The organism is Paenibacillus phocaeensis (assembly GCF_900021165.1).
GTDB classification, from domain to species: Bacteria; Bacillota; Bacilli; order Paenibacillales; family Paenibacillaceae; genus Fontibacillus; species Fontibacillus phocaensis.
This window is the reverse complement of record NZ_FCOQ01000009.1, coordinates 34,452-56,670: the sequence shown is the minus strand read 5'-3', so window position 1 is coordinate 56,670 and position 22,219 is coordinate 34,452. Positions and strand designations below refer to the sequence as shown.

Genomic DNA, 22,219 nt, shown 5'->3' with positions numbered 1-22,219 from the left:
GGGATCGGACGCGGGCGCAAGCCGGTCATGAATCCGTTTATGCGAATGTGCGATCGATGTTATAATAACGAGTGATAATGATTCTCACAGAATAGGGCGGTGGATGCGGTAATGCGAAATAGGCATATCACTCAGACGATCGCATATATAGAAAATCATTTGAACGAATCGCTCACCCGCTCGGATTTGGCCGCTGTGGCGGGGATTAACCCGGATCATTTCTCTCGGATATTCAAGAAACACACGGGCCTCAGCCCAACGGATTATATTGCTCGGCTTCGGATGGACAAGGCCAAGAGGCTGTTGGCCAAGTCGCCCTCCTCCATCATGGAAGTCGCTCGCAGAGTGGGTTTTGAAGATCCGTATCATTTTAGCCGTCGATTCAAGCAAGTGGTAGGAGTAGCGCCTTCTGCCTATATGGGTTCTCCCGATATCCGAGTGGCCGCGTTGGATGGATACGGCCATTGTTTGGCGCTGGGGGTCGTTCCCGCAGCAGCCGATTCCACGGCAGTGGGCCGCTACCTACCATGGACGGAAGAGGTTGAGGACTTGTCTCTTTCGCCGCAGCGCGGAATTGATATGCAGCGTCTGGCTGCGTTAAAGCCCGATGTCATTATTGCGATGAACCGCGATAATCCACAGGAATTGACTTCGATTGCCCCTGTGCTGTTTTTGAATGTGCTGGAGGATCCGATTTATGTTCAGCTCCGCCAGGTTGCTGCTTTTCTCGGGAAAGAGAAAGAGGCGGAGAGCTGGATCGGGGAATATGAAGCAAGCCGCAATGCTTTGCGGACCCAGTTAGCCGGGATCGGCAAGAGCCGCGTGGCCGTGCTTAGGGTCAGAGAGCAGTTGCTTCAGGTTTACGGTATGCAAAATATGGGGTACCCCTTCTATCAGTCCCTTCAATTGGCTCCCCCCGAGCGAATTCAGCTGCAAAGTTGGTGCAACGTTCATTTTCACTCCAGTGCAATCAGTATGGAAGAAATTCCTTTTTACGAGGCGGAATATTTGTTTGTGGTGACACAACCTGATGAAGGAGCACAGCGGCGGTGGGAGGAATTGCGAGTATCGCCCCTTTTCCGCGCTTACCCCGCAGAGGTATCGAATCGGGTTTACCCATTGGATGTCGGCCGTTGGCTTGCCTATGATCCGGTATCCATTCGCTGTCAGATGGAGGAGGCAGCCCGCTGGCTGCTGCATGGGGTAAAACGTCGGAATGATCCATCCTTCGCGCAACATTCCACCATGGAGTGATCCCGGTGAGGTGATTAGAATGTATATTGATATTAATAATCATTATCACATGGGAGGAAAACATGTACTTGCCCAACTTGCAACGAAAACCAGGTTATATCCTCGTGCTGCTCTTAGCGCTGGCGATATTGGCCGCAGCATGCGGTCAAGCCAATGAACCGAAGGAGTCCGCGGAGGCGCCTTCCCCAACCCGAACCGTAGTGGACGATTTGAATCGGGAAGTGGAGGTTCCTCTCGCTCCCGAACGGATTGTGGCGGGAGAGTTCGCCGCCGAGCTGTTGACACTGGGGATCAAACCGATCGCTTCAGGCGATAACGGGTTTAAAGTGGTTTATACGCTGGATGAAATGGAAGGCGTGGAACGCATCGGCGATCCGCCCAATCCTGAGAAGATATTGGAGCTTGCCCCCGATCTCGTGGTAGCTCCGACCGTTTTCCAAGAGATTTATCCGGAGCAAATGGAGCAAATCTCCAGTCTTGCCCCGGTGTATTACTTGTCCTTTGACCAGGACCCGATTTACGGGATCTATGTTAAGTTGGCCGAACTCGTTGGAAAAAGCGATAAAGCGGAGGCCTGGATTGCCGACTACGAGCGGGAAGCAGAGCTGGCCCGCGAACGGTTATCGGCAGCGATCGGCGAAGAAACGGTGTCGATTTTCAGAGTGGAGCGGGGGCGGCTGCGCATTTATTTGAACCGGAATTTCGCTGGGTATATGTTGCACAGCAGTCTAAAACTGCCTGCCCCCGAAGCGGTGGCTGAGGAAATCGAGAAGAACCCCAACAGCTCGGCGGTGCAAATCTCTATGGAGAAGCTGCCGGAGTATGCGGGCGATCATTTGTTCCTCATTGTCCGGGGAGAAGGCGACGACAAGCAGGCCTTTGATGAGATCCGGGAATCCGGCTTATGGAGCAGCCTGGAGGCGGTCAAGAAGGGCAACATTCACTTCCTGGATACGGATAAGTATTACGGATCAGACATTGTTACCATTCGCGAAACGATGAAAGAAGCGGTGGACATGCTCGCTCCCGCCGGCTCCGGGGAAGGAAATTAGAACAGGATGGGAAACGATAGCAGCCGCTTGGTTTCCGTAATTCGGGAGAGAAGAACGATAAGGGACTTTAATGGATTGCCACATTTTCGGAAAAGATAATTATCTCATCGCGCGCGAGGGTAACCGGTATTATATTATGAATGTGTCGAGTGCACAATATTCGAGCCGAGGACGTGGTAGTGAATTGACTTTCAAACTTTTGAAATTAACCGAGGCCAATGTCTCTGAATATTTGCCGGTGATTTACCGGTGGGCTGCCGACGAAACCGAAAAGGAATATCACACTTGCCGTCCAATTGAAGATATGGAAGATTACGATGTTTATCGGGAGAAATTCAGAGTTCGTTTAAATCAAAGACAACTTCACTATGTTATCATTGATCTTGAAGATCGTGAGATGGCAGGGAAAATAAATCTTTTTGATTATAATCCGAGAAATCGAAGCGGAGAGTTTGGTTATTATGTTCCTCCATTCCATAGAAAAAAGGGGGTGGGGAGAAAGATGATCGGTTTATTCTTGGAAGAAATCTTCCACGATGAAAATTTAAATTTAAATAAAGTCTATGCTACGACTGCTTCTTGCAATAAACCTTCGATCCGATTGCTGGAGAGCTTTCATTTTAAACTCGAAGGCACTTATCGAGAACATTATTGGTTTTGCGACGGGTCCATTTGCGATCAATACCACTACTCTCTACTAAGAAGAGAGTTCGAAGAAATGACTAAGTTATCTGTAATCGATGAAGGGGTGCCAAACCGTGCAATCCGCTACAATGATCGAATTAAATCGTGAGAACCTTGAAGAGCAAGGGGGATACTGCCTGAGAAGCAAGCCGACCAGCAACGGATACATCAACAAAAATAATTGGTTAGAAGAACAGATGAACGCAGGCTTGAAATATATTAAACTCCTGGAGAACAAAAAACAGGCGGGCTTTATCGAATATACAGCCTCAGAATACTCCTCAAGAGTAGTTCATGCGGACAATTATCTAGTGATTCATTGTTTATGGGTTCATATTCCGGGAAAAGGTTACGGAACTTTGCTTCTAAATAAGTGTATTGAAGAAGCAAGACGGCAAAAAAAGTACGGGGTTGCGGTCGTTACGAATCAGGACACGTCTTGGACACCCAGCAAGGAAATCTTTTTGAAAAATGGATTTTCCCTTGTTCAAGAGGCCCCCTACGGATTTGAGCTGTTAGTGCATAAATTAGTCGATGCTCCATCCCCTTTTTTTCCGGACGATTGGGATCGAAGATTGAACAGAACTCATGAACTCACCATTTATCGGACGAATCAGTGCCCTTTTGTAGAGATAGCCACAGAAAATGTTAGGGAAGGAGCCGCAAAATTAGGACTTCAAGTTAATATTGTTAATATGAACAGCCGAGAGGAGCTGATGGCATTATCCCCAACCCCTTATGGGATTTTCGGTGTTACTTATAAAGGAAGTTTAGTGGCGTTTCATAGAATAACGGTTCACTCTGTGATAAAAAGACTTAGAGAACCCATTCTACGATAATCATGGCTGCCGTTTTATATCCTTCTATCGAAAGGAGTCAACCCTATGCTAAACATGGAAACGCCGCGCCTGACCCTGCGTAATTTCCGTCCGGAGGAGGATGGGAATCCGCTGCGGGAAATGATCGTTCAATATATGTCGTCGCCTTATGGAAAGTACGATCACCCTTGGCCGACCTCGGAGGAGGGTATCCAAGGAGCCTGCGATTGGTTTGCGAGCGGGGATCAGTATTTGGCTGTCTGCTTAAAAGAAAGCGGACGATTTATCGGTTATGTCTGCTTAAACCCCACTGACGAGCAGGGCGTGTACAACATAGGTTATTGTTTCGATTTTCGGGAACATGGGAAAGGTTATGCCTTGGAAAGCTGCCGCACGCTTATGGCTTACGCGTTTCAAGAGCTAAAGGCGGCAAAAATCATCACGGGGACGGCGGCGGCGAACGAACCGTCGTGCAAGCTGTTGAACCGCTTAGGCATGAGACCGGTTCGAGAAAGTACGGGTTCTTTCAGCAACGATGCGGATGGGAATCCGATCGTTTTCGCCGGTTACGAGTTCGAGTTGACGCGTGAAGCTTGGGACGGCTATATAAATGCAACATAAGAAGTACCAAAGTTAAGGGAAGATTTCGGGCAAAACCATAATGTCGATCTTGAGGTGAAATTTTATGAACAAACCGATTTCTCATTTGTACGGTTACAACGTTTGGGCGAATGAAAGAGTACTCCATCATCTTCAATCGTTGCCGGTCGAAATCTTTCATAAAGAAGTTAATTTGGGTTTCAAGTCGTTAGCTGAAGTCATTGGACACATTGCCTCAGCCGACGAAGTTTGGTTTTCGAGGATGAAAGAAGAGAAGCCCTCCAGATTTGTAACAAAACCATTCGTTAATATTGAGGAAGCCAGTAATTACTTCAATAAATTACAAACACAAATTCATCAATATTTATTATCTATGAATGATGTTGAGAAGAGAGTGACTTATCGAAACGCAGCAGGACAAGAGTTTCAGTATTCAATTTCCGAGATCATTCAACATATTGTGAATCATGGAACCTATCATCGAGGCAATATTTCGACAATGCTTAGATACTTAGGCTACAAGGGTATAAAAATAGATTACTTTGTCTATTTGAGTCAGTGATTTTCACTAAGGAAAGGGCCTTCTGCCGTTTACGGCGGGAAGGCCCATTTTGTGACGCCCAGCACGGTCACGCCTCAAGCCCGCTCCGCCACCGGGGATCGCGCCGCCGCCCCTCGCGGGTTCTTCTTATATTCGTTCGGTGTGACCCCGACCTCCTGCTTAAACAGCTTGGAGAAGTAGGAGTAGTTGGCGTAACCGACTTGATTGGCCACCGCATAAACCGAAAGCTTGGTCGTTTCAAGCAACTGCTTGGCGACGGAGATGCGGACCTGGATCACGTAGCTGCCGAGTGAGACGCCCGTTTCTTTCTTAAACAAGCGGGCCAGATAATCCGGGTTGAGGTAAACCACCTCCGCCAGGTCGTTCCGGGTCAGTTCATCGCCGTAATGCGCGTGAATGTACTGCTTGATTTCCTCGGCGACCGACCTCGGCTCGGCGGCAAAGTCCCGGTAGGCCAGGGCGGTGTGGACCAAATAGGTCACGTACTCCTCCATGTCCTCGATCGAATGAAGGGACCCGGCCAGCAATTGCTCGTTGGCCCGCGCGGCGTACAGTTTGTGCGCTTCGATGCCTTTCATCTTCAGAAAGGCGTACACGAGCTGCACGATGTCCAAGCGGAACAAGGCAAGGCCCGCGGTATCCAGCGTCTTGCGGTCCAGGCGGTCCTTAAGGTAACGCGACGTTTCTTCCATAAACGCAGCCGGATTGTTTTGATGCAGCAACTCTTCCAAACGGGCCAAGTCCGGAGGGAGGTATTCCGGCTGCTTCTGCGGATCGTCGCGCTCCGCCCAGTAGGTCCGGTTGCGGGTTTTGGTCAAATTTTCGTTCATCGCCAGCAACTGGTGCAGCGCCTGACCGATTCTCTCCAAATGGCCGGAAAGACCGACGCAGCAGCAGGCGTCGCAATTCAAATACGCGTTCGCCCGGCGGATCCATTCGGCGCATAATTCCGCAAGCAGCGCGGGCTCCGGCGGATCGTTCCACTTGAGGATCGCGATCCAATGATAATCCTTGAGCTCCAGGAGGGTTTCGACGGAAAACCGCGGGTTCTGCAGCAGCTCGCCCAGCACGTTCCCCAGGGCAAAGTCGAATAACCCCTTTTCCTTCCGACCCAGGCTGCCGTTGTAGGGAAATACGTGAATCAGCACCGGCTGGATGAGGTCGGACATGCGGTAAGCCAGCTGCTGGTCTTCCGTCGCCTGGACCACCGCCCCCGGCTTGACGGGCGCGGCTGCGCTGGCGCTGACCAGCTTGCGCCAGAAATACTCCACCAGGTTCGCCTGATTTTTCTGCCAAAGCGCCCCCTCTTGAATCGCTTTCTCCCGATGTTGTTGCTCCTTGGCCCGAGCGACCGCTTTACGCAGGATCAGCATCAGCTTATCGAATTCGATCGGCTTGAGGAAATATTCGAAGCTCTGCAGCTCGATGGCTTTTTGCGCGTAGTTGAAATCGGCGTAATTGGTCAGGAAGATGGCCTGAACGGCATATTTCTCTTCGCGGATCCAAGCCAGCAGCTCCAGCCCGCTGCCCTGGGGCATCTCGATGTCGGAGATCAGGATTTGCACCGGGTACCGCTGCAGGATGTCGCGAGCCTGGGCGACGTTGTTTGCCGTGTAGACTTTCTCGATCCCCAACGCCGTCCAATCGATCTTCTTCTCCAAAGCGGCGACGACGTAGACATCGTCATCCACGACCAAAGCATTCATATGGCCACGCTCCTCCTGTTCATTCCGGCGTAGGCCGGGAGGGATAAGACTACGCATGCTCCGCCGTCCTCGCGGTTGGAGAACGATGCGGCTGCTTGACCGTCGTATAGGGATTCCAAACGCTGCAGCGTGTTCATGATCCCGATATGGGTCCCCGCCGATTGATCCAGGGGGTTCCCGTTTTGCAAATCCTCCAGAATAGCCGGCGGGAATCCGGGTCCGGTATCGGTGATCCGGATCGTGATGCGCTCCTCGCCGCCTTCCTGCCGCAGCCGGACCTCCAGTTCGATTTGCACCTGCGAGACGCGGGATACCGCGTATTTGACCGCGTTCTCCACGAAGGTCTGCAGGACGAGCGGCGGGATTTCGACGTCTGCCAGGGCACCTTCCTCATCGATGCGGTAGGCCAAAGCATCGGGATACCGATGTTTCTGGATATCGAGATAAATCCGCACATGCTCGATCTCGTCCCTCAGCTTGACGAAGTCGCCGTCGTTCTGGAAGATGTACCGGAAATACTTCGAGGTGGACAAGGCCATCTGCTCGATCTCCCGGTACAACTGCATTTGCGCCATGCTGTAAATGTTCGTCAGGCAATTCAGGAAGAAATGCGGCTTGATCTGCAGCTTCATGTAATCCAACTGGATGCGCTGCTTCTCCAACTCCCGCTCGTACAAGTCGATTTTGAATTTCTTGATCTGGCCGACCAGATTCATGAATTGCTTGTTGGCTTTCTCCAGCTCGATGATTTTGCTGCTTTCGAATTCCAGCGGCTCGCCTTCCTCCGTCCAAAACGCCAGGTTGTAGGAGAAGCTCTTGATCGGCCGCAGCACCGTGTTCCTGAAGTATAGCAAGATGAATCCGAGGCTGCAGGAGATGATGACGGCCAACAGGAGGATGAGGAGCTGGGCAATCATGATTTTTTCGAAGGCTCCGAACTGGATCACCAGCTTCACATGAAAAGAGGCGTTCGTGAACTCCCCGTTGACCGTCGTTCCGGCGCGGAACAGATCCGGTAACGAAGACGGCTGCGGATTCGCGTCCAGCAGCTTGCCGTTGTTGGAGATCGGGGTGGTTACGGCCATGCCGCGATCGTCGATGAGGGAGACAAACCCGTCTTTGCCGAGATTCAGCGCGCGCAAAGGTCGGATCAAATGATCTGCCGAAACCAAACTGATCATGTAGCTATCGTGGTAAGGCACGATATTCGTGATGTAATATTTGCCGTTAATCTGCACCGGCGTCCATTTGGAGTAAATTTTCTCGTACAAGTTTCGGTCCGCTTCCACGTTGGCGATCACTTGCTCCTTCAGCTCCAGATAATCCGCGTAAGGAATACTGATCGGCGCGCAGTTGAGGAAGAAATCCTGCTTCTTCAAATACACGAAAAAGTTGTATTCCTGCCCGTAGTTTTTCTGCAGCTCGTTAAAGCGCTTGTGCAGGTTTTCGTTCCCTTCGAAAAATTCCGCGCTGTTCATGGGGCTGTCGTTCATCGCTTTCAGGTTTTCATCGTTCGCCAGCGTCCAGCCCGTATAATGGTTGATATAGGCAAAATCGTGATTGATCCGATGGATGTACAAGTCGGCGGTGTCCTGCAAATAGCGTGTGGATTGCTGCTTGACGATCGATATCGCAGAAATGCTGATGGCGAAATCCAGGATCAGGACAACAAAGGAAATCAGAAACATGATATTGACGTAATGGCGGACCGGATACTGTTTGATTTTCGTCGACTTGGCCATAGCTTGCTAGCGCCGCATCCTTTCCCGCGCTTTAGGTTCATATGAATGCGCTTTAGTGAATTTTAATTCTATTATAAAACCTTTCATTAAAAAAAGAATAAGACATCCCTTCGGTTTCGCGGAAAGTCCGGAAAGTACATAAGAAGGTCTGAATAACGTTATCCAATATCCTCTGGTGACTTGAAGAGTGTGTGATAAAAAGTCCGGTTAGCGCCTGTTTCTGGTCCGGTAAACGCGCAAGGCCGGGCGCTATACTAAGGATGTTGCAGCAGACATCAAACAAACAGGAGACACACGGAAAGAGAAGGAGGGGATGTCATGAAATCCGGCGCATTTGGGAGTAGGCGCACATTCGGACAAATCAAGCGAAACGGCGGACTTTATTTGTTGCTGTTGCCCGCAGTGGTGCTGACGCTGCTGTTCGCGTATAAACCGATGTACGGCGTGCTGATTGCGTTCAAGGACTACAGTCCGGCGCTGGGCATTAACGGCAGTCCGTGGGTGGGGCTGAAGCATTTCGAGAAATTTTTCCATTCTTATCAATTTTCGACGACCATTAAGAACACCATCGTCATCAGCCTGTACAGCATCGCTACCTTTCCGATTCCGATCGCGCTGGCGTTGATGGTCAATCAGATGCGGGCGAACCGGTTCCGCCGGTTTTTCCAAACGATTTCGTACATGCCGCATTTTATTTCCACGGTCGTCATGGTCGGGTTGATGCTGATCCTGCTCTCCCCGAGCACCGGCCTAGTCGGCAATCTGTACAAACTGTTCGGAGGAGAGGCGCCCGATCTGATCGGCTCGGCGGGATGGTTCAGCAGCATTTACGTCTGGTCGGACGTGTGGCAGCATGTCGGATGGGACAGCATCATTTACATCGCCGCGTTGTCCACGGTCGATCCGAGCCTGTATGAGGCGGCGACGGTTGACGGGGCCAGCCGCTGGCACAAAATCCGCTACATCGATATCCCGATGCTGATGCCGACGGCGATTACGCTGCTGATTTTACGAGTTGGCGGGCTGCTGGGGGTTGGATTTGAAAAGGTCTATCTCATGCAAAACGACCTGAACATTCCCGCAAGCGAAATCTTGTCCACGTATATCTACAAAATCGGCTTATTGAGCAGTCAGTACAGCTTCTCCTCAGCCGTCAACCTGTTCAACACCGTTATTAACTTCCTGCTGTTGATTCTGGTGAACCAGATTTCGAAAAAATACAGCGAGAACAGCTTATGGTAGAGGAAAGGAGGAGATGGAGATGGACACAGCCAATTCGGTGGCGGGCACGACCCCGCAGCCGATCAACAACCGCTCGTCCGACAAAGTGATGGAAGTACTGCTTTATGTTTTTGCCGTCTTGTTTCTGATCGTCTTGATGTATCCGCTTTATTTTATCGTGATCGCTTCCTTCAGCGATCCGTCAGCGGTGGCGAACGGGCAGGTGTGGTTCGTTCCCAAGGGATTTACCCTGGACGGGTACAAGGAGCTGTTCAAGCACGAAAACATTTGGATCGGGTACCGAAACACGATAGGGTATACGGTAGCGGGCACGGCCATCGGCCTGGTTGTCAACGTGTCAGCGGCGTACGCGCTGTCGCGGAAGGATCTCGTCGGACGAAAGTTCCTTTCCTTGTTTTTCATCTTCACGATGTTTTTCAGCGGCGGGCTGATCCCGACCTTCTTGACGATTCGGGATTTCCATCTGTACGATACGTTTCTGGTCATGGTCCTGCCGTTTTCCGTGATCGTGTACGATATCATCGTCGCCCGGACGTTCTTCCAATCGAGCATTCCCGAGGACCTGTGGGAGGCGGCGCAACTCGACGGCTGCGGCAACCTCCGTTATTTCGCCCAAATCGTGCTGCCGCTGTCCAAGGCGATCATCGCGGTGCTGGGGCTTTGGATCGCCGTCGGTTATTGGAACTCTTATTTCAACGCTTTGATTTATTTGAAAAATCCGGACCTGCACCCCCTGCAGCTCGTCCTGCGCAACATTCTGATCACGAATCAAATGCAGTCGGGCATGGGTACCGGCGAAGCGGCGCAAATCGCGCTCCGGCTCGCCAATCTGATGCGGTATTCCGTCATTATCATCGCGACCGTTCCGATCATGTGCGTGTATCCCTTCCTGCAAAAATACTTCAATCAGGGGGTGATGATCGGCGCAGTAAAGAGCTAGTCCGTTACGTTGAAGCAGGGCAAAAACAATGAATGGGGGATCTTTCAATGAGCAAACAAGCCGGCAAATTCGCAGCGAAAAAATGGACGGCGCTGGTGCTTGCAGGCGCGCTCGCCTTCGGGCTGGCGGGCTGCGGCGGAGGCGATACTTCCGCGGGTTCGGGGAACCCAGCGCCAAGCGATACGAGCAATTTCAATCAGGAAGGGCTGCCGATCGTGAACGAACCGGTAACGCTCAAAGTCCTGACGATGCGTTGGGGGAATATGGGCGATACGTTTACCCAGAACCAATGGTTAAAGGATTTGGAGACGAACACGAACGTCAAAATCGAATGGCAGGTCGTATCGTCCAACGACTGGGGCGAGCAGAAATCGATCATGCTGGCCAGCGGCACGCTGCCGGACATCATCCTGGGCGACCAGACCTTTTCCGATTCCGATATCGTCAATAACTTAAGCTATTTCCGTCCGCTCGATGATTACATCGATCAATATATGCCGAACCTCAAAGCCGCCATGGCCGAGACGCCGGAGCTGAAGAAGATCAGCACGTTCCCGGACGGCAAAATCTACTCCTTGCCGACCCGGCTGCCGTCGCGTCCGAAAACGAAAAATCAGCCGGTCATCAACAAGGCATGGCTCGATCAACTGGGGCTTCAAGTCCCGGACACGATCGACGATCTTTATAACGTGCTGAAAGCGTTTAAGGAGCAAGATCCGAACGGCAACGGGAAACCGGACGAAATTCCGTATACCGAAACCGGACTGGCGCCGGATTTCCTGAACCCGTTCGGCATCACGGACATCAACGCTAATAACATGCTGGTGAAAGACGGGAAACCGGTGTACTATCCAATCAGCGAAGCGTACAAGGAAGGCTTGAAATTCGCCAATAAGCTGTATGCGGAAGGCCTGATCGACAAAGAGCTGTTCACTCAGGATGCGACGATGACGTCGGCCAAGCAGCAGAACGCGGACGCTCCGATCGTCGGGTTCACGAACCAATGGACGCCGGACGCCGTGTTCGGCAAATGGAGCGACCAATACGCCGCCATTCCGCCGATCGCAGGTCCCGACGGGAAGCGCTACAACCCGGGCAATCCGAACGGCATGAGCTTTAACCGCAACGAGCTGCTAATCACGACGTCTTGCAAATATCCGGAAGTGGCCGCTCGCTGGGCCGACCAGTTCTACACTAACGAAGCGAGCATTCAGAACTTCTGGGGTGCGATCGGCACGGTCATCCAGAAGAACGACGACGGCACCTATACGCTGATGGATCCGCCGGCCGGAACCAGCGCGGACGCCTGGTATTGGGAGCAGTCGCTGCGGGACTTTGGACCGAAATACGTCAGCCCTTCCTTCGAGAAAAGCATCGTGCTGAACCCGAAAGCCGGGGACGGCCTGAAGCTGGAGATCGACAAGATGGGCAGCGAATACGTGACAACGCCGTTCCCGAACGTCATGTATACGGCCGAGGAGTTCCAGGAGCTCCCGACCTTGACGACGGACATCGATACCTATGTGGCGACGATGCGCGCCCAGTGGGTAACCAAAGGCGGCATTGACGAAGGCTGGGACGCTTATGTGAAGAAGCTGAACGACATGGGCCTGGAGAAGCTGATGAAAATCCGCACCGACGCCTATGACCGTTATATGAGTGTGAAATAAACGGTTTAATTCCTATAGAATCGCTCTGCTAATCCAATTGCAGGGCGGTTTTTGTTTTGATAAGGTGTAGGGAAAGGCGGAAAGGCTTGGGGAATACTCACGAAGGGATGAAGGATATGAAGGTACTCATTGTTGATGATGAACCGAGACATTGCCGGGGAATGGCGGCTATGATTCAATCGACTCGTCCCCATGCGAAGCTGCTTATCGCCAAGGATGGGGTCCAGGCACTGGCTGCTATCCACGAAGAACGGCCAGAAATGATCTTAAGCGATATTCGCATGCCTAACATGGACGGGTTGACCCTGTTAAGCGAACTACAGAAGCTCCAGTACAAGCCAAAGGTGATCATGTTGAGCGCTTATAACTTGTTTGAATACGCTCAGAATGCTCTTCGATATGGTGCTTATGATTATATTTTGAAACCCGTCGACATCGAGAAGCTGGAGGACGTATTGACGCGTGCCGAAGCGGAATTGAGCAAGGAGGCCGCCGAGCGCAGGGAAGCCGAACGGATTCGGGAACGCTTGTCGATCACGACAAGCGCGCATCTCAAGCAGCTTGCGTTCGATTGGCTGGCTGGGAACTTATCGGCGTTAGGTCGGCGAGAGCTTGAATTGGCCGGATTCCCTATCGGCGAAGGCACCGTGATTTTCAGTGAATACCAACCCTATCCTGGAGCTCAAAGGGCAGTCAGTGCGGAGGAGGTGCAACGCGACCTTGAAGCCATAGGGTCCAGGTTTGGCCATGCCTTTGGAGTAGTCATTTCGGCACTTTGGCTTGAAAGGGCTTCCAACGATCGGTTGATGATCGCGACGATCCTTCAAACCTCACGAAATGTTCTGTTGAACGAGCGGATCGCAATCCGAGAGGCTTTCACTTCGCTGGGCAAGAAGTGGAGCGATGACGGCAGATGCACCCATGCCATCGGTCCCGCCTGCGATCATCTGGGCGAGGAGGCTCCGGAGGTATACAGAAAGGCCCGGAATGCGAGCAAGTATCTCTTCTATGACCGTTGGAACGGAGTGTTGTTTGCGGACGAGCTGATGGGCGGGCGCTCCTCTGCCCAACTGCATGAGGAAGCCTTAAACGCGGCTCTAAAGCAAGGGGATGCCGATGCCGCCTTCGCCCTTTGCCATACGGCTCTTCAGACATTCGCCGCAGGAGGGCTTACGGATCCGGATCTCCTCAGAGAGTTCACATCGCTTACGCTGATAAAGCTGAAGAACGGGATGAGTGAAGGGATCGGAACGGAAACGGGGATGAAGCTTACCGAAGCCACGACCCAACTGATCCCGTCCAGCCGGAAGTTCTCCGAACTCCTGTCGATCGTGGAGGCCTGTCTCCACGAAGTGGCGTCTTATTGGAGCCGGCTGAAGTCGGACAAGCGAGAGCTGGTGATCGATCATTGCGTCGCATTCCTTCGAGAGCATTACATGGAGGAGTTATCGCTGGAATCCGTGGCGGATCGGTATCATTTTAACGTTTCCTATTTCAGCACGCTCTTTAAGAATCGGACCGGCAAGAGTTTCTCGGACTTCCTCATTGAACTCCGAATGAAGCGGGCGAAGGAACTGCTGGCAGGCGGCGGTCTGAAAGTATATGAGATTGCCGCAGCCTGCGGATACAAAGATACGAAATACTTCTCCAGAGTGTTCAAGAAGCAAACGGGGATGTCTCCGGAGAGCTTCCGGCATTTATCCATATCTTCGGTTCAAGAGGGGGATGCTCCTTGAAGTTTCGTTCTCGTTTATTGGCCAGTTACCTCATCCTCATCGCGCTCCCGCTGTTTGCGTTAAGCCTGGTTTATTATCGCACCAGCCTGCATCTGATTACGGAACAAGCTCAGCAGAACGTGTACGAGATCGTCAAGAAAAGCAATGAGGTGATGGACACCAAACTGCGCAAAGTCGAGCAAGGCACATTGGCTTTGTTCGTGGACAAAGATTTGAATCGGATTTTTAATGAACTGGACCCTTCCGATTCCGCTCAATTGCTGGATGCCGATCGGCAGGTATCCGCGATCTTAAGCAAATTTTTCACCCAGGATGAAGATGTATACGCCTACCAATTGTGGACCTCCTATTACACGTTCGGAACGCAGCGTTCGCTTCCCCAGGGAGATCCTACCCGATCCCAAATCTATCAAGCCGCCAAGAAATCGGCAGGCAAGATCGTATGGTACCCGACCTACGACTTCACGTCGATGTTCGACCAGCCGTGGCTGACTTCGGGAGATATCGATTACCGTTATATGTTCTCGGCAACCAGACAGCTGAACTTTTCTTATGTAGAGAACTCCTCGCTGGTGGGGCTGAATCCCAACGTAGAACGACCGATTCTGAACATTAGCTTTAAAGCGGATATGTTCCGGTCCTTGTTTGATGACAGCATTCCTTCCGGCTCCACCTACTTGGTGATCGATCCGCAGAATCATGTCGTGGGCAGTTCCGACCCCGCCCAAATCACGCAAACTTATGGCGAGTCCTGGATTCGCGATTTGAGACAAGCGGGCACCGGGAAACGGCTGATGAACATTAACGGGGAGAAGCGGATCGTTTGCTTTGACCAGTCCGCCGTCACCGGCTGGATGTCGATCGTGATGACTCCGGAATCGGCGCTGGTCGGTCCCCTGGTTCAAACGATGCGGACTTCGACCCTGGTGCTTTCTGTTCTGCTCCTCGTGATTGCCGCAGGGTTTGCCTATATCATTCTTGGACGGATTACCGGACCCATCCATAAGCTGTTGGCCGCGATGAAATCGGTTGGCGAAGGGGATTTCGGGACGCGAGTCGAGGTTGGTACCAAAGACGAATTTGGCTTTCTCCTGCTGCGGTTTAATCGCATGAACCACCGGATTCAAATGCTGGTCCAAGAAAATTATGAAATTCAGCTAAAGGAAAAGGAAGCGGAGATCCAAGCTCTGAATATGCAGATGAGTCCCCATTTTCTATACAATACGCTGAATATCATGAACTGGATGGCGATCGAATCCGGCCAGAAGGAGCTCAGTAAAATGCTGGTCGCCCTGTCCAACATGCTTCATTACACCTCGCGCAAGGAGTGGCAAGCTGTCAATCTATCCGAGGAAATCGAATGGATGAAGAGTTACTTCTATATTATGATGACTCGTTTTGAGAACAAGTTTGAGGTTCGGTACGACATGGATCCGCTCCTGTTCGAGGCAAAGGTTCCGCGCCTTCTGTTTCAGCCGTTTATCGAAAATGCCATTCTGCACGGCTTCGATCAAATCGAATCGGGCGGGCATATTACGGTTTCCGGAAGGCTGGAAGGAGAAGCTCGGATATTTGAGGTAGCCGATAACGGTCGGGGCATGAGTCAAGAGATGATTGAGCAGATCCTTTATGAAAAGTCGACCTCGGTAGGGATTAAAAATACGATTGCACGTATCCAAATGACTTATGGTGAAGCGTACGGCGTGGAGATTTTCTCCGAACCCGGTCAAGGGACAACGGTCCGGATCCGACTTCCGCGATAATTCCCAATCAATGTCCACCATTCCAATGAGGTTCGGGTTTTGAAAACGCTATCTCGCTACTATAATGAGAAGCATCATAAGCTGCAGCTATGACGAGAAAGGTTCTGGGAGGGGTTCAGTTGGATATGAAACGACAATGGAAATCCATCTTTTCGTATATTACAATCCTGGCAATGACCGTGACGTTGTTGGCCGCTTGTACGAGGTCTGACACAGGTTCAACGCCGGTCACGAATAGCGGCAAAACAACCTCGGATTCAGGGAGCGCGTCCGGTGAGCCGATTACCCTGCACTTGACGTTGTGGGGGACACCTAACGAGGTAGCGGTGGACAAGAAGGCGATTGCCAACTTCGAGGCAACGCATCCGAACGTGAAGGTCGAGCTGCAATCGATTCCGACGGATTACGATACGAAGCTGACGACGATGGTGGCGGGCAACGACGAGCCGGACGTCGCGATGATGGAATCGGCGACGATCGCTTTTCCTTTGGCGGAAGAAGGGAAATTCCTGAACTTACAAACTTTTATGGATTCCGACCCTGATTTGAACACCGACAGCTTGGTGCCGAATATCATCTATTCCTCCGAAGTCGGCAACGTCATCGGCATTGCGCCGGGTCCGGAAACCTTTGCCCTTTTCTATAACGAAGATGTATTCAAAGAAGCCGGAATTCCTGTGCCGCCGGCCAAAGCGTCGGAAGCTTGGACCTGGGATGAATTCGTGGATGTCGCCAAGAAGCTAACCCTGGACAATAAAGGACGGAACGCCGCAGATCCGAATTTCGATCCGAAGAACATCAAGCAGTATGGCGTTAATGTCGGAACTTGGTGGGGGGCGTACAGCAATTTTATTTATTCCAATGGCGGCGATTTCATCTCTGCCGACGGCAAGAGCTTTGCGCTGAATCAGCCCGAAGCCGTAGAAGCGCTGCAAAAGCTTGCCGATTTGATCAACGTCCATCATGTGGCGCCTTCGCCGGTGCAAGCGAAAAACATCCCGGCTACCAACGTGGCGCTCCAAACGAAAAAGGTAGCGATGGTGGTGGACGGACAATGGAATACCAGCGCTCTGGCCGATTCCAACTTTAATTTCAACGTCGGCGTATTGCCGGTCATGAAGACACCGGTATCAACCGTCGTCTGCGCGATGTTCTCCGTCTTCAAGTCGACGGAACATCCGCAGGAATCTTGGGAACTTGTGAAAGCGCTTATCGATCCGGAGTCTTCGATTGATTTACTGCAGTACGGCACCTGGATGCCTTCCTTGAAGAGCTGGTATACCGAGCCTGAGCTGATCGCCAAATGGACAGAGAATCAGAAATCCCGACCTTCCGGTTACAAGGATGCTGTCATTGATGTCATGTTGAACCATACGCATCAAACCCCGACCGGCTACGTGAAGAATTTCAACAAGATCATGGATATCGTCACTCCTGCACTGGACAAAGTGTGGCTCGGACAGCAAACCGCCCAGGAAGCGATGGATGGCATCGCGGCGAAGGCGCAGGCCCAAGTTCAAGGACGCCGGGACACGAAATAAAGGAAGAGAGACGGCGTTCCATTGGTGAAACGCCGTCTTCCTTTCCTCTACCTCATCGAACAGGAGGATTCATTCATATGGAGACATCCGCGCAAGCTCGGCCGATCGGCGCACCGATGAAGCCTAGGGCAACCGGGCGGGAACGGAAGGCATTAGGGTACGGCTTATTGTTCACGGCTCCGGCCGTACTGGGCTTCATTTTGTTTACGGCCGGCCCGATGATCGCCAGTCTATTCCTGGGTCTGACCGATTATAGCGTATTCAAAGATCGGACTTCCTTCGTTGGTCTGGATCACTTTATCAAGATGTTTTCGGGGCAGGACGATTTCTTCTATAAGTCGCTCAGCGCAACGTTCTACTTCGTAATCCTGCGCGTCCCGGCCGTCATTCTCATCTCATTTCTCATTGCCCTGTTGCTCAATATGAACATTAAAGCGCGGGCGTTGTTCCGCACGATCATTTATTTGCCGAGTATCGTCCCGGCCGTCGCTTCGGCGATGATTTGGCTGTGGCTGCTCAACCCGGATCTGGGCCTCGTCAACACCGTTCTGCAATGGCTTCATCTGCCGACCAGCGCCTGGTTGTTCTCGGAACGGAGCGTCATTCCCTCGGTTGTGATTACGACGCTGTGGGGGATCGGGGGGACGGTTATCATCTTTTTGGCCGGGTTATCCGGCATTCCCAAGAGTTATTACGAAGCCATTGAAGTGGACGGGGGCGGTTGGTTCCGCAAGCTTCACAGCATCACGATTCCGATGTTGACGCCAACCATTTTCTTTAATACGGTCATGACCATTATCAGTTCCTTCCAAGTGTTCAACGAAGCCTACATTTTGACTCAGGGAGGACCCAACAATAAAAGTTTGTTCTTCGTGTTTTATTTATGGCGTACCGCCTTCAACGAGACCGAGATGGGGTATGCTTCCGCGCTCGCCTGGGTTCTTTTCATCATCATTCTTTTCTTCACGTTCTTGATCTTTAAATTTTCCAAGTCTTGGGTGTACTACGAGGGGGAAGAACGCTAATGAAAGACTCCAAACTGAAGCTGGCCGCCGGTTACTTCGCCCTGATCCTCATTTCCATTCTATTCATGACTCCGTTTGTGTGGTTGCTTCGCAGCGCACTGATGGATTTGTCGCAGATCTTCATCATGCCGCCGGAATGGATTCCGAAGCCGTTTCATTGGGATAACTTTAAAAGGGCGCTGACGATTTTGCCGTTCGGAAGATTCTTTGTCAACACGCTGATTATCGTCGTTTCCGTCCTGATCGGGACGGTGCTCTCGAGCACGATCTCGGCGTTTGGGTTCTCGCGAATTCAATGGAAGGGTCGGAACGTGGTGTTTGCGATTTTGCTGTCGAGCATGATGCTTCCGTCGGCGGTCACGATGATCCCGAGCTTTATCGGCTGGAAGTGGCTGGGCTTTTACGACACCTTTTATCCCTTGACGTTGCCTGCGTTCTTCGGCGGGGGCATGTTTAATATATTTCTATTACGCCAGTTTTACATGGGGATTCCCAAGGATTTCGATGAAGCGGCGGTGGTCGACGGCGCGAGTTACTTTCAAATCTATTATCGGATTATCTTACCGCTGAGCCGTTCGGCTGTAATAGTCGTCGCGTTATTTACGTTCTTGGGAGCTTGGAACGATTTTATGGGACCGTTAATCTATCTGAAGAGCGACAGCAACTATACGCTTGCACTAGGTCTGCAAATGTTCCAAGGCACTTACAGCGCGCAATGGGATTTGCTGATGGCCGCTTCGGCCGTCGTCGTATTGCCTTGCGTCATCGTATTTCTGGTAGGCCAGCGTTATTTCCTGGAAGGCATTACGTTGACCGGCCTAAAGGGATGATTGAATCAGGAAGAGGCAGGAGGGGAAGAAAGTGACGGAAACAAAACAAGAATTACGGCGCTGGCAGTCGGTTCCCTTTACGAAGGTCAAGATTGAGGATGACTTTTGGCGGCCGCGGCTGGAAGTGTTGCGGCAGGTCACGTTACCCGCTTGCTTGGATCAATGCGAGCGGACGGGCAGGATCGCGAATTTCGCCAAAGCGGGCGGTTTGATGGACGGCGGCTTTGAAGGGATCTATTTTAATGATTCGGATGTATACAAAGTACTTGAAGGCGCCGCCTATTCTCTGAGGGTCAAACGTGATCCGAACCTTGAACAAGACCTGGATCGAATCATCGAATGGATTGAAGCGGCGCAAGAGGACGATGGGTACCTGTGCACTTATTTTACGCTGGAAGCGCCTGAACGGAAATGGACCGACATGGAGAAACATGAAATGTACAATGGCGGCCATTTGATCGAAGCGGCGGTGGCCTATTACGAAGCGACCGGCAAGCGGAAGCTGCTTGACGTAGCCTGCCGGCTGGCCGACCATTACGACCGCCTGTTTGGTCCAGGCAAACGTCATTGGGTTGAAGGGCATGAAGAGATCGAACTTGCCCTTGTTAAACTGTACCTGGCCACGGGGGAAGAGCGATATTGGAAGCTTTCCCTCTGGCTCCTTGAGGAACGCGGCCATGGTTACGGCGTTGGGGAGATCTGGAACAAGGAGGAATGGGGGCCTGCTTATTGTCAAGACGATGTGCCGGTCAAGCAGATCGAGAAGGTGACCGGGCATGCGGTCCGCGCCATGTATTTGTATACGGCGATGGCCGATGTCATGCTGGCATCCGGCCAGCCGTCTTACGTTGAGGCGCTGCACCGGGTATGGTCCAGCACGGTGGAACGGAACATGTATATCACCGGAGGAATCGGCCCTTCCCGGCATAACGAGGGTTTTACGCACGACTTCGATCTGCCCAACGACACGGCCTACTGCGAGACCTGTGCTGCCATTGCGATGGCGTTCTGGAATCACCGCATGAATTTGTTATTTGGGGATGCCAGATATGCCGATGTGGTCGAAAGAGAAATGTACAATGGAGCGTTGGCGGGAATTTCGCTGTCGGGTGACAAGTTCTTCTATGTGAATCCTCTGGCATCCCGCGGGGAGCATCATCGAACCGAATGGTACGATACCTCTTGTTGTCCGACCAACTTGGTCCGTTTCCTTCCGTCGATCGGGCAATACGCCTATGCGGTAACGGAGGAAGGGATTGTGGTGAATCAATATATCAACGGGGAAGGGGAATTGCCGCTTCGCGGCAGCGGCGAAGCATCCGTCCGGATCCACCAGCGAACAAACTACCCTTGGGATGGTAGAATTGAATTGGAGATCCAGCCGGAAATAGCGGACGAGTTTTCCTTGAGGCTACGCATTCCGGGATGGTGCCGAAATTATCGGCTTTCGGTTGGAGGCGTCGAAATCGGGCAAGACGAGGCGTTGACCCGTCAAGGATATGTTGTTTTGTCCCGCAAGTGGGAGCCCGGACAAATCCTGGTGTTGGAGCTTGACATGCCGGTGGAAACGGTGCGTTCAAGACCCGAGGTGGAAGCCAATCGCGGGCATATTAGCTTTCAACGGGGTCCGATTGTATATTGCGCGGAAGCCGTGGATAACGCCGCACTCGCCTATGAATCGTTTGCCGTCGCCGCGGATCAATCGTTTTACATCCACCATCAACCCGAATTACTCGGGGGAGTAACTACCCTCTCGTGCCTGGAGGAGAATGGAAATCAAATTACGCTAATTCCGTATTATGCTTGGGACAATCGGGAACCCGATTTTATGCAGGTATGGATCCCCGAAGCGGAGAATTCTACATTGTATACGCGCTGATGCAAGAAGAAGAAGGAGGCACCCTATGAGCGAAGAGCGGAATCACAAATCCGGTAATCCCTTATTCTCGGGCTGGTATGCGGACCCGGAAGCGAGGATTTTTCAGGATCGGTATTGGATTTACCCAACGTATTCAGCACAATACGAGAAGCAAACGTTTTTTGATGCGTTCTATTCTACGGATTTGACGGAGTGGACGAAGGTGGAGCGCATCCTGAAGATGGAAGACATCACATGGGCGAGTAAAGCGTTATGGGCTCCGTCGCCGGTGGAGCGAAACGGGAAATTCTATTATTACTTTGCCGCGAACGACATCCAGAGCGACGACGAGCTTGGCGGGATCGGCGTGGCCGTTGCCGACCAGCCGGAAGGGCCGTTTCGAGACGCCATTGGCAAGCCGTTGATCGATCGGTTTCATTTTGGTGCACAGCCTATCGATCCCCATGTGTTTCTTGATGATGACGGGTGTGCCTACCTCTACTATGGGGGCTGGGGACATTGTAATGTGGCGAAATTATCCGAGGATATGGTGCATCTGGATACTTTTGCAGACGGAACTACGTTCAAGGAGATCACCCCGGAGCATTATATTGAAGGACCGTGCATGTTCAAGCGTCATGGCGTCTACTATTTCATGTGGTCCGAGGGAGGATGGACCGGGCCGGACTATTCCGTGGCCTATGCCATGTCGGATTCGCCGGTGGGACCGTTCCGGAGGGTCGGAAAGATTCTGCAACAGGATCCGGATATCGCCACCGGTGCCGGTCACCATGGATTCCTGCAAATTCCGGGCAGCGACGAGTGGTACATCGTTTACCATCGCCGGCCGCTAAGCGAAACGGATGCGAATCATCGCGTGGTTTGCATGGACCGGATGTTATTTGACGAGGACGGACGAATCCAGCCGGTGCAGATGACCCATGAAGGAGTGGCGGCCAGACCGCTGCGGAAATAGGCGAGTAAGCATACGAGTAGCGGGTTCCTCCGGATCGAACAGGGGAGAAAACACACCAATTGGGGTGTGTTTTCTTTTTGCCCTTGAAGGTAATGGCCGAAATGATCACGAATAAGATGAAAAGAAATTCATAGAGGTGCAGGCGAAACGATGCGACCCGTCCCAAGATCCAGGCTGCGGATATTCGCGGGAAAGCAATTTTTCACGTGTCGAAGATACC

Annotated in this window: 18 protein-coding genes; 16 read left to right on the top strand and 2 right to left on the bottom strand. The window is 51.9% G+C overall.

The annotated features are described in order from the left end of the window. Nucleotides 1-111 precede the first annotated feature (111 nt). From BN3795_RS03265 to BN3795_RS03240, 6 genes are all read left to right on the top strand, one after another. Nucleotides 112-1,254 carry a helix-turn-helix domain-containing protein gene (locus BN3795_RS03265; protein WP_068783325.1) on the top strand — a complete coding sequence of 381 codons (1,143 nt, stop codon included), beginning with the start codon at nt 112-114 and terminating at the stop codon, nt 1,252-1,254. 68 nt (nt 1,255-1,322) lie between these two features. Next, nucleotides 1,323-2,306 carry an ABC transporter substrate-binding protein gene (locus BN3795_RS03260; protein WP_232729841.1) on the top strand — a complete coding sequence of 328 codons (984 nt, stop codon included), beginning with the start codon at nt 1,323-1,325 and terminating at the stop codon, nt 2,304-2,306. Between the two features lie 184 nt (nt 2,307-2,490). Then, nucleotides 2,491-3,099, top strand: coding sequence for a GNAT family N-acetyltransferase (locus tag BN3795_RS03255; protein ID WP_198524638.1), 609 nt, complete (start codon nt 2,491-2,493; stop codon nt 3,097-3,099). Then, on the top strand, nt 3,065-3,829 hold the full coding sequence (locus BN3795_RS03250) for a GNAT family N-acetyltransferase (RefSeq protein WP_198524637.1): 765 nt from the start codon (nt 3,065-3,067) through the stop codon (nt 3,827-3,829). The genes BN3795_RS03255 and BN3795_RS03250 overlap by 35 nt, the downstream gene beginning before the upstream one ends. Before the next feature lie 45 nt (nt 3,830-3,874). After that, on the top strand, nt 3,875-4,429 hold the full coding sequence (locus tag BN3795_RS03245) for a GNAT family N-acetyltransferase (protein ID WP_068783321.1): 555 nt from the start codon (nt 3,875-3,877) through the stop codon (nt 4,427-4,429). Nucleotides 4,430-4,493: 64 nt separating this feature from the next. Continuing rightward, nucleotides 4,494-4,970, top strand: a complete 477-nt coding sequence (locus BN3795_RS03240) for a DinB family protein (RefSeq protein ID WP_068783320.1) — start codon at nt 4,494-4,496, stop codon at nt 4,968-4,970. A 74-nt stretch (nt 4,971-5,044) separates the two neighbouring features. Here BN3795_RS03240 and BN3795_RS03235 read toward each other — a convergent pair whose 3' ends face one another. Both BN3795_RS03235 and BN3795_RS03230 read right to left on the bottom strand, forming a co-directional pair. After that, on the bottom strand, nt 5,045-6,676 hold the full coding sequence (locus tag BN3795_RS03235; RefSeq protein WP_068783319.1) for a response regulator transcription factor: 1,632 nt from the start codon (nt 6,674-6,676) through the stop codon (nt 5,045-5,047). Beyond that, nucleotides 6,673-8,418 carry a sensor histidine kinase gene (locus tag BN3795_RS03230; RefSeq protein ID WP_068783318.1) on the bottom strand — a complete coding sequence of 582 codons (1,746 nt, stop codon included), beginning with the start codon at nt 8,416-8,418 and terminating at the stop codon, nt 6,673-6,675. The genes BN3795_RS03235 and BN3795_RS03230 overlap by 4 nt, the downstream gene beginning before the upstream one ends. Nucleotides 8,419-8,736: 318 nt before the next feature. Between BN3795_RS03230 and BN3795_RS03225 the strand changes: the two genes are divergently transcribed. The 10 genes from BN3795_RS03225 to BN3795_RS03180 all read left to right on the top strand — a co-directional run bounded on the left by BN3795_RS03225 (nt 8,737) and on the right by BN3795_RS03180 (nt 21,999). After that, nucleotides 8,737-9,660, top strand: a complete 924-nt coding sequence (locus BN3795_RS03225; protein WP_068783317.1) for an ABC transporter permease — start codon at nt 8,737-8,739, stop codon at nt 9,658-9,660. A 13-nt stretch (nt 9,661-9,673) separates the two neighbouring features. Continuing rightward, nucleotides 9,674-10,600 carry a carbohydrate ABC transporter permease gene (locus BN3795_RS03220; RefSeq protein WP_408634999.1) on the top strand — a complete coding sequence of 309 codons (927 nt, stop codon included), beginning with the start codon at nt 9,674-9,676 and terminating at the stop codon, nt 10,598-10,600. Between the two features lie 47 nt (nt 10,601-10,647). Continuing rightward, nucleotides 10,648-12,270 carry an extracellular solute-binding protein gene (locus BN3795_RS03215; protein WP_068783315.1) on the top strand — a complete coding sequence of 541 codons (1,623 nt, stop codon included), beginning with the start codon at nt 10,648-10,650 and terminating at the stop codon, nt 12,268-12,270. A 116-nt stretch (nt 12,271-12,386) separates the two neighbouring features. Beyond that, on the top strand, nt 12,387-14,006 hold the full coding sequence (locus tag BN3795_RS03210) for a response regulator transcription factor (protein ID WP_198524636.1): 1,620 nt from the start codon (nt 12,387-12,389) through the stop codon (nt 14,004-14,006). After that, on the top strand, nt 14,003-15,769 hold the full coding sequence (locus tag BN3795_RS03205) for a sensor histidine kinase (protein WP_068783313.1): 1,767 nt from the start codon (nt 14,003-14,005) through the stop codon (nt 15,767-15,769). The genes BN3795_RS03210 and BN3795_RS03205 overlap by 4 nt, the downstream gene beginning before the upstream one ends. 125 nt (nt 15,770-15,894) lie before the next feature. Continuing rightward, complete coding sequence (locus BN3795_RS03200; protein ID WP_068783629.1) at nt 15,895-17,310, top strand: ABC transporter substrate-binding protein; 1,416 nt, start codon at nt 15,895-15,897, stop codon at nt 17,308-17,310. A 116-nt stretch (nt 17,311-17,426) separates the two neighbouring features. Beyond that, nucleotides 17,427-18,335 (top strand): carbohydrate ABC transporter permease, encoded by a 909-nt coding sequence (locus tag BN3795_RS03195; RefSeq protein WP_068783628.1) that lies wholly within the window; start codon nt 17,427-17,429, stop codon nt 18,333-18,335. Beyond that, entirely contained in the window at nt 18,335-19,165 is an 831-nt protein-coding gene (locus tag BN3795_RS03190) for a carbohydrate ABC transporter permease (protein ID WP_068783312.1), read from the top strand. The genes BN3795_RS03195 and BN3795_RS03190 overlap by 1 nt, the downstream gene beginning before the upstream one ends. Before the next feature lie 31 nt (nt 19,166-19,196). Further along, nucleotides 19,197-21,044 (top strand): glycoside hydrolase family 127 protein, encoded by a 1,848-nt coding sequence (locus BN3795_RS03185; RefSeq protein ID WP_068783311.1) that lies wholly within the window; start codon nt 19,197-19,199, stop codon nt 21,042-21,044. Nucleotides 21,045-21,069: 25 nt separating this feature from the next. Further along, nucleotides 21,070-21,999 carry a glycoside hydrolase family 43 protein gene (locus tag BN3795_RS03180; protein WP_068783310.1) on the top strand — a complete coding sequence of 310 codons (930 nt, stop codon included), beginning with the start codon at nt 21,070-21,072 and terminating at the stop codon, nt 21,997-21,999. Nucleotides 22,000-22,219 lie beyond the last annotated feature (220 nt).

Bases quoted from the DNA above. Each gene is read 5' to 3' on its own strand.
- BN3795_RS03230 (WP_068783318.1), bottom strand. From the start codon at position 8,418: ATGGCCAAGTCGACGAAAATCAAACAGTATCCGGTCCGCCATTACGTC.
- BN3795_RS03240 (WP_068783320.1), top strand. From the start codon at position 4,494: ATGAACAAACCGATTTCTCATTTGTACGGTTACAACGTTTGGGCGAAT.
- BN3795_RS03220 (WP_408634999.1), top strand. From the start codon at position 9,674: ATGGAGATGGACACAGCCAATTCGGTGGCGGGCACGACCCCGCAGCCG.
- BN3795_RS03190 (WP_068783312.1), top strand. From the start codon at position 18,335: ATGAAAGACTCCAAACTGAAGCTGGCCGCCGGTTACTTCGCCCTGATC.
- BN3795_RS03225 (WP_068783317.1), top strand. From the start codon at position 8,737: ATGAAATCCGGCGCATTTGGGAGTAGGCGCACATTCGGACAAATCAAG.
- BN3795_RS03265 (WP_068783325.1), top strand. From the start codon at position 112: ATGCGAAATAGGCATATCACTCAGACGATCGCATATATAGAAAATCAT.
- BN3795_RS03215 (WP_068783315.1), top strand. From the start codon at position 10,648: ATGAGCAAACAAGCCGGCAAATTCGCAGCGAAAAAATGGACGGCGCTG.
- BN3795_RS03180 (WP_068783310.1), top strand. From the start codon at position 21,070: ATGAGCGAAGAGCGGAATCACAAATCCGGTAATCCCTTATTCTCGGGC.
- BN3795_RS03245 (WP_068783321.1), top strand. From the start codon at position 3,875: ATGCTAAACATGGAAACGCCGCGCCTGACCCTGCGTAATTTCCGTCCG.
- BN3795_RS03210 (WP_198524636.1), top strand. From the start codon at position 12,387: ATGAAGGTACTCATTGTTGATGATGAACCGAGACATTGCCGGGGAATG.
- BN3795_RS03200 (WP_068783629.1), top strand. From the start codon at position 15,895: ATGAAACGACAATGGAAATCCATCTTTTCGTATATTACAATCCTGGCA.
- BN3795_RS03195 (WP_068783628.1), top strand. From the start codon at position 17,427: ATGAAGCCTAGGGCAACCGGGCGGGAACGGAAGGCATTAGGGTACGGC.
- BN3795_RS03235 (WP_068783319.1), bottom strand. From the start codon at position 6,676: ATGAATGCTTTGGTCGTGGATGACGATGTCTACGTCGTCGCCGCTTTG.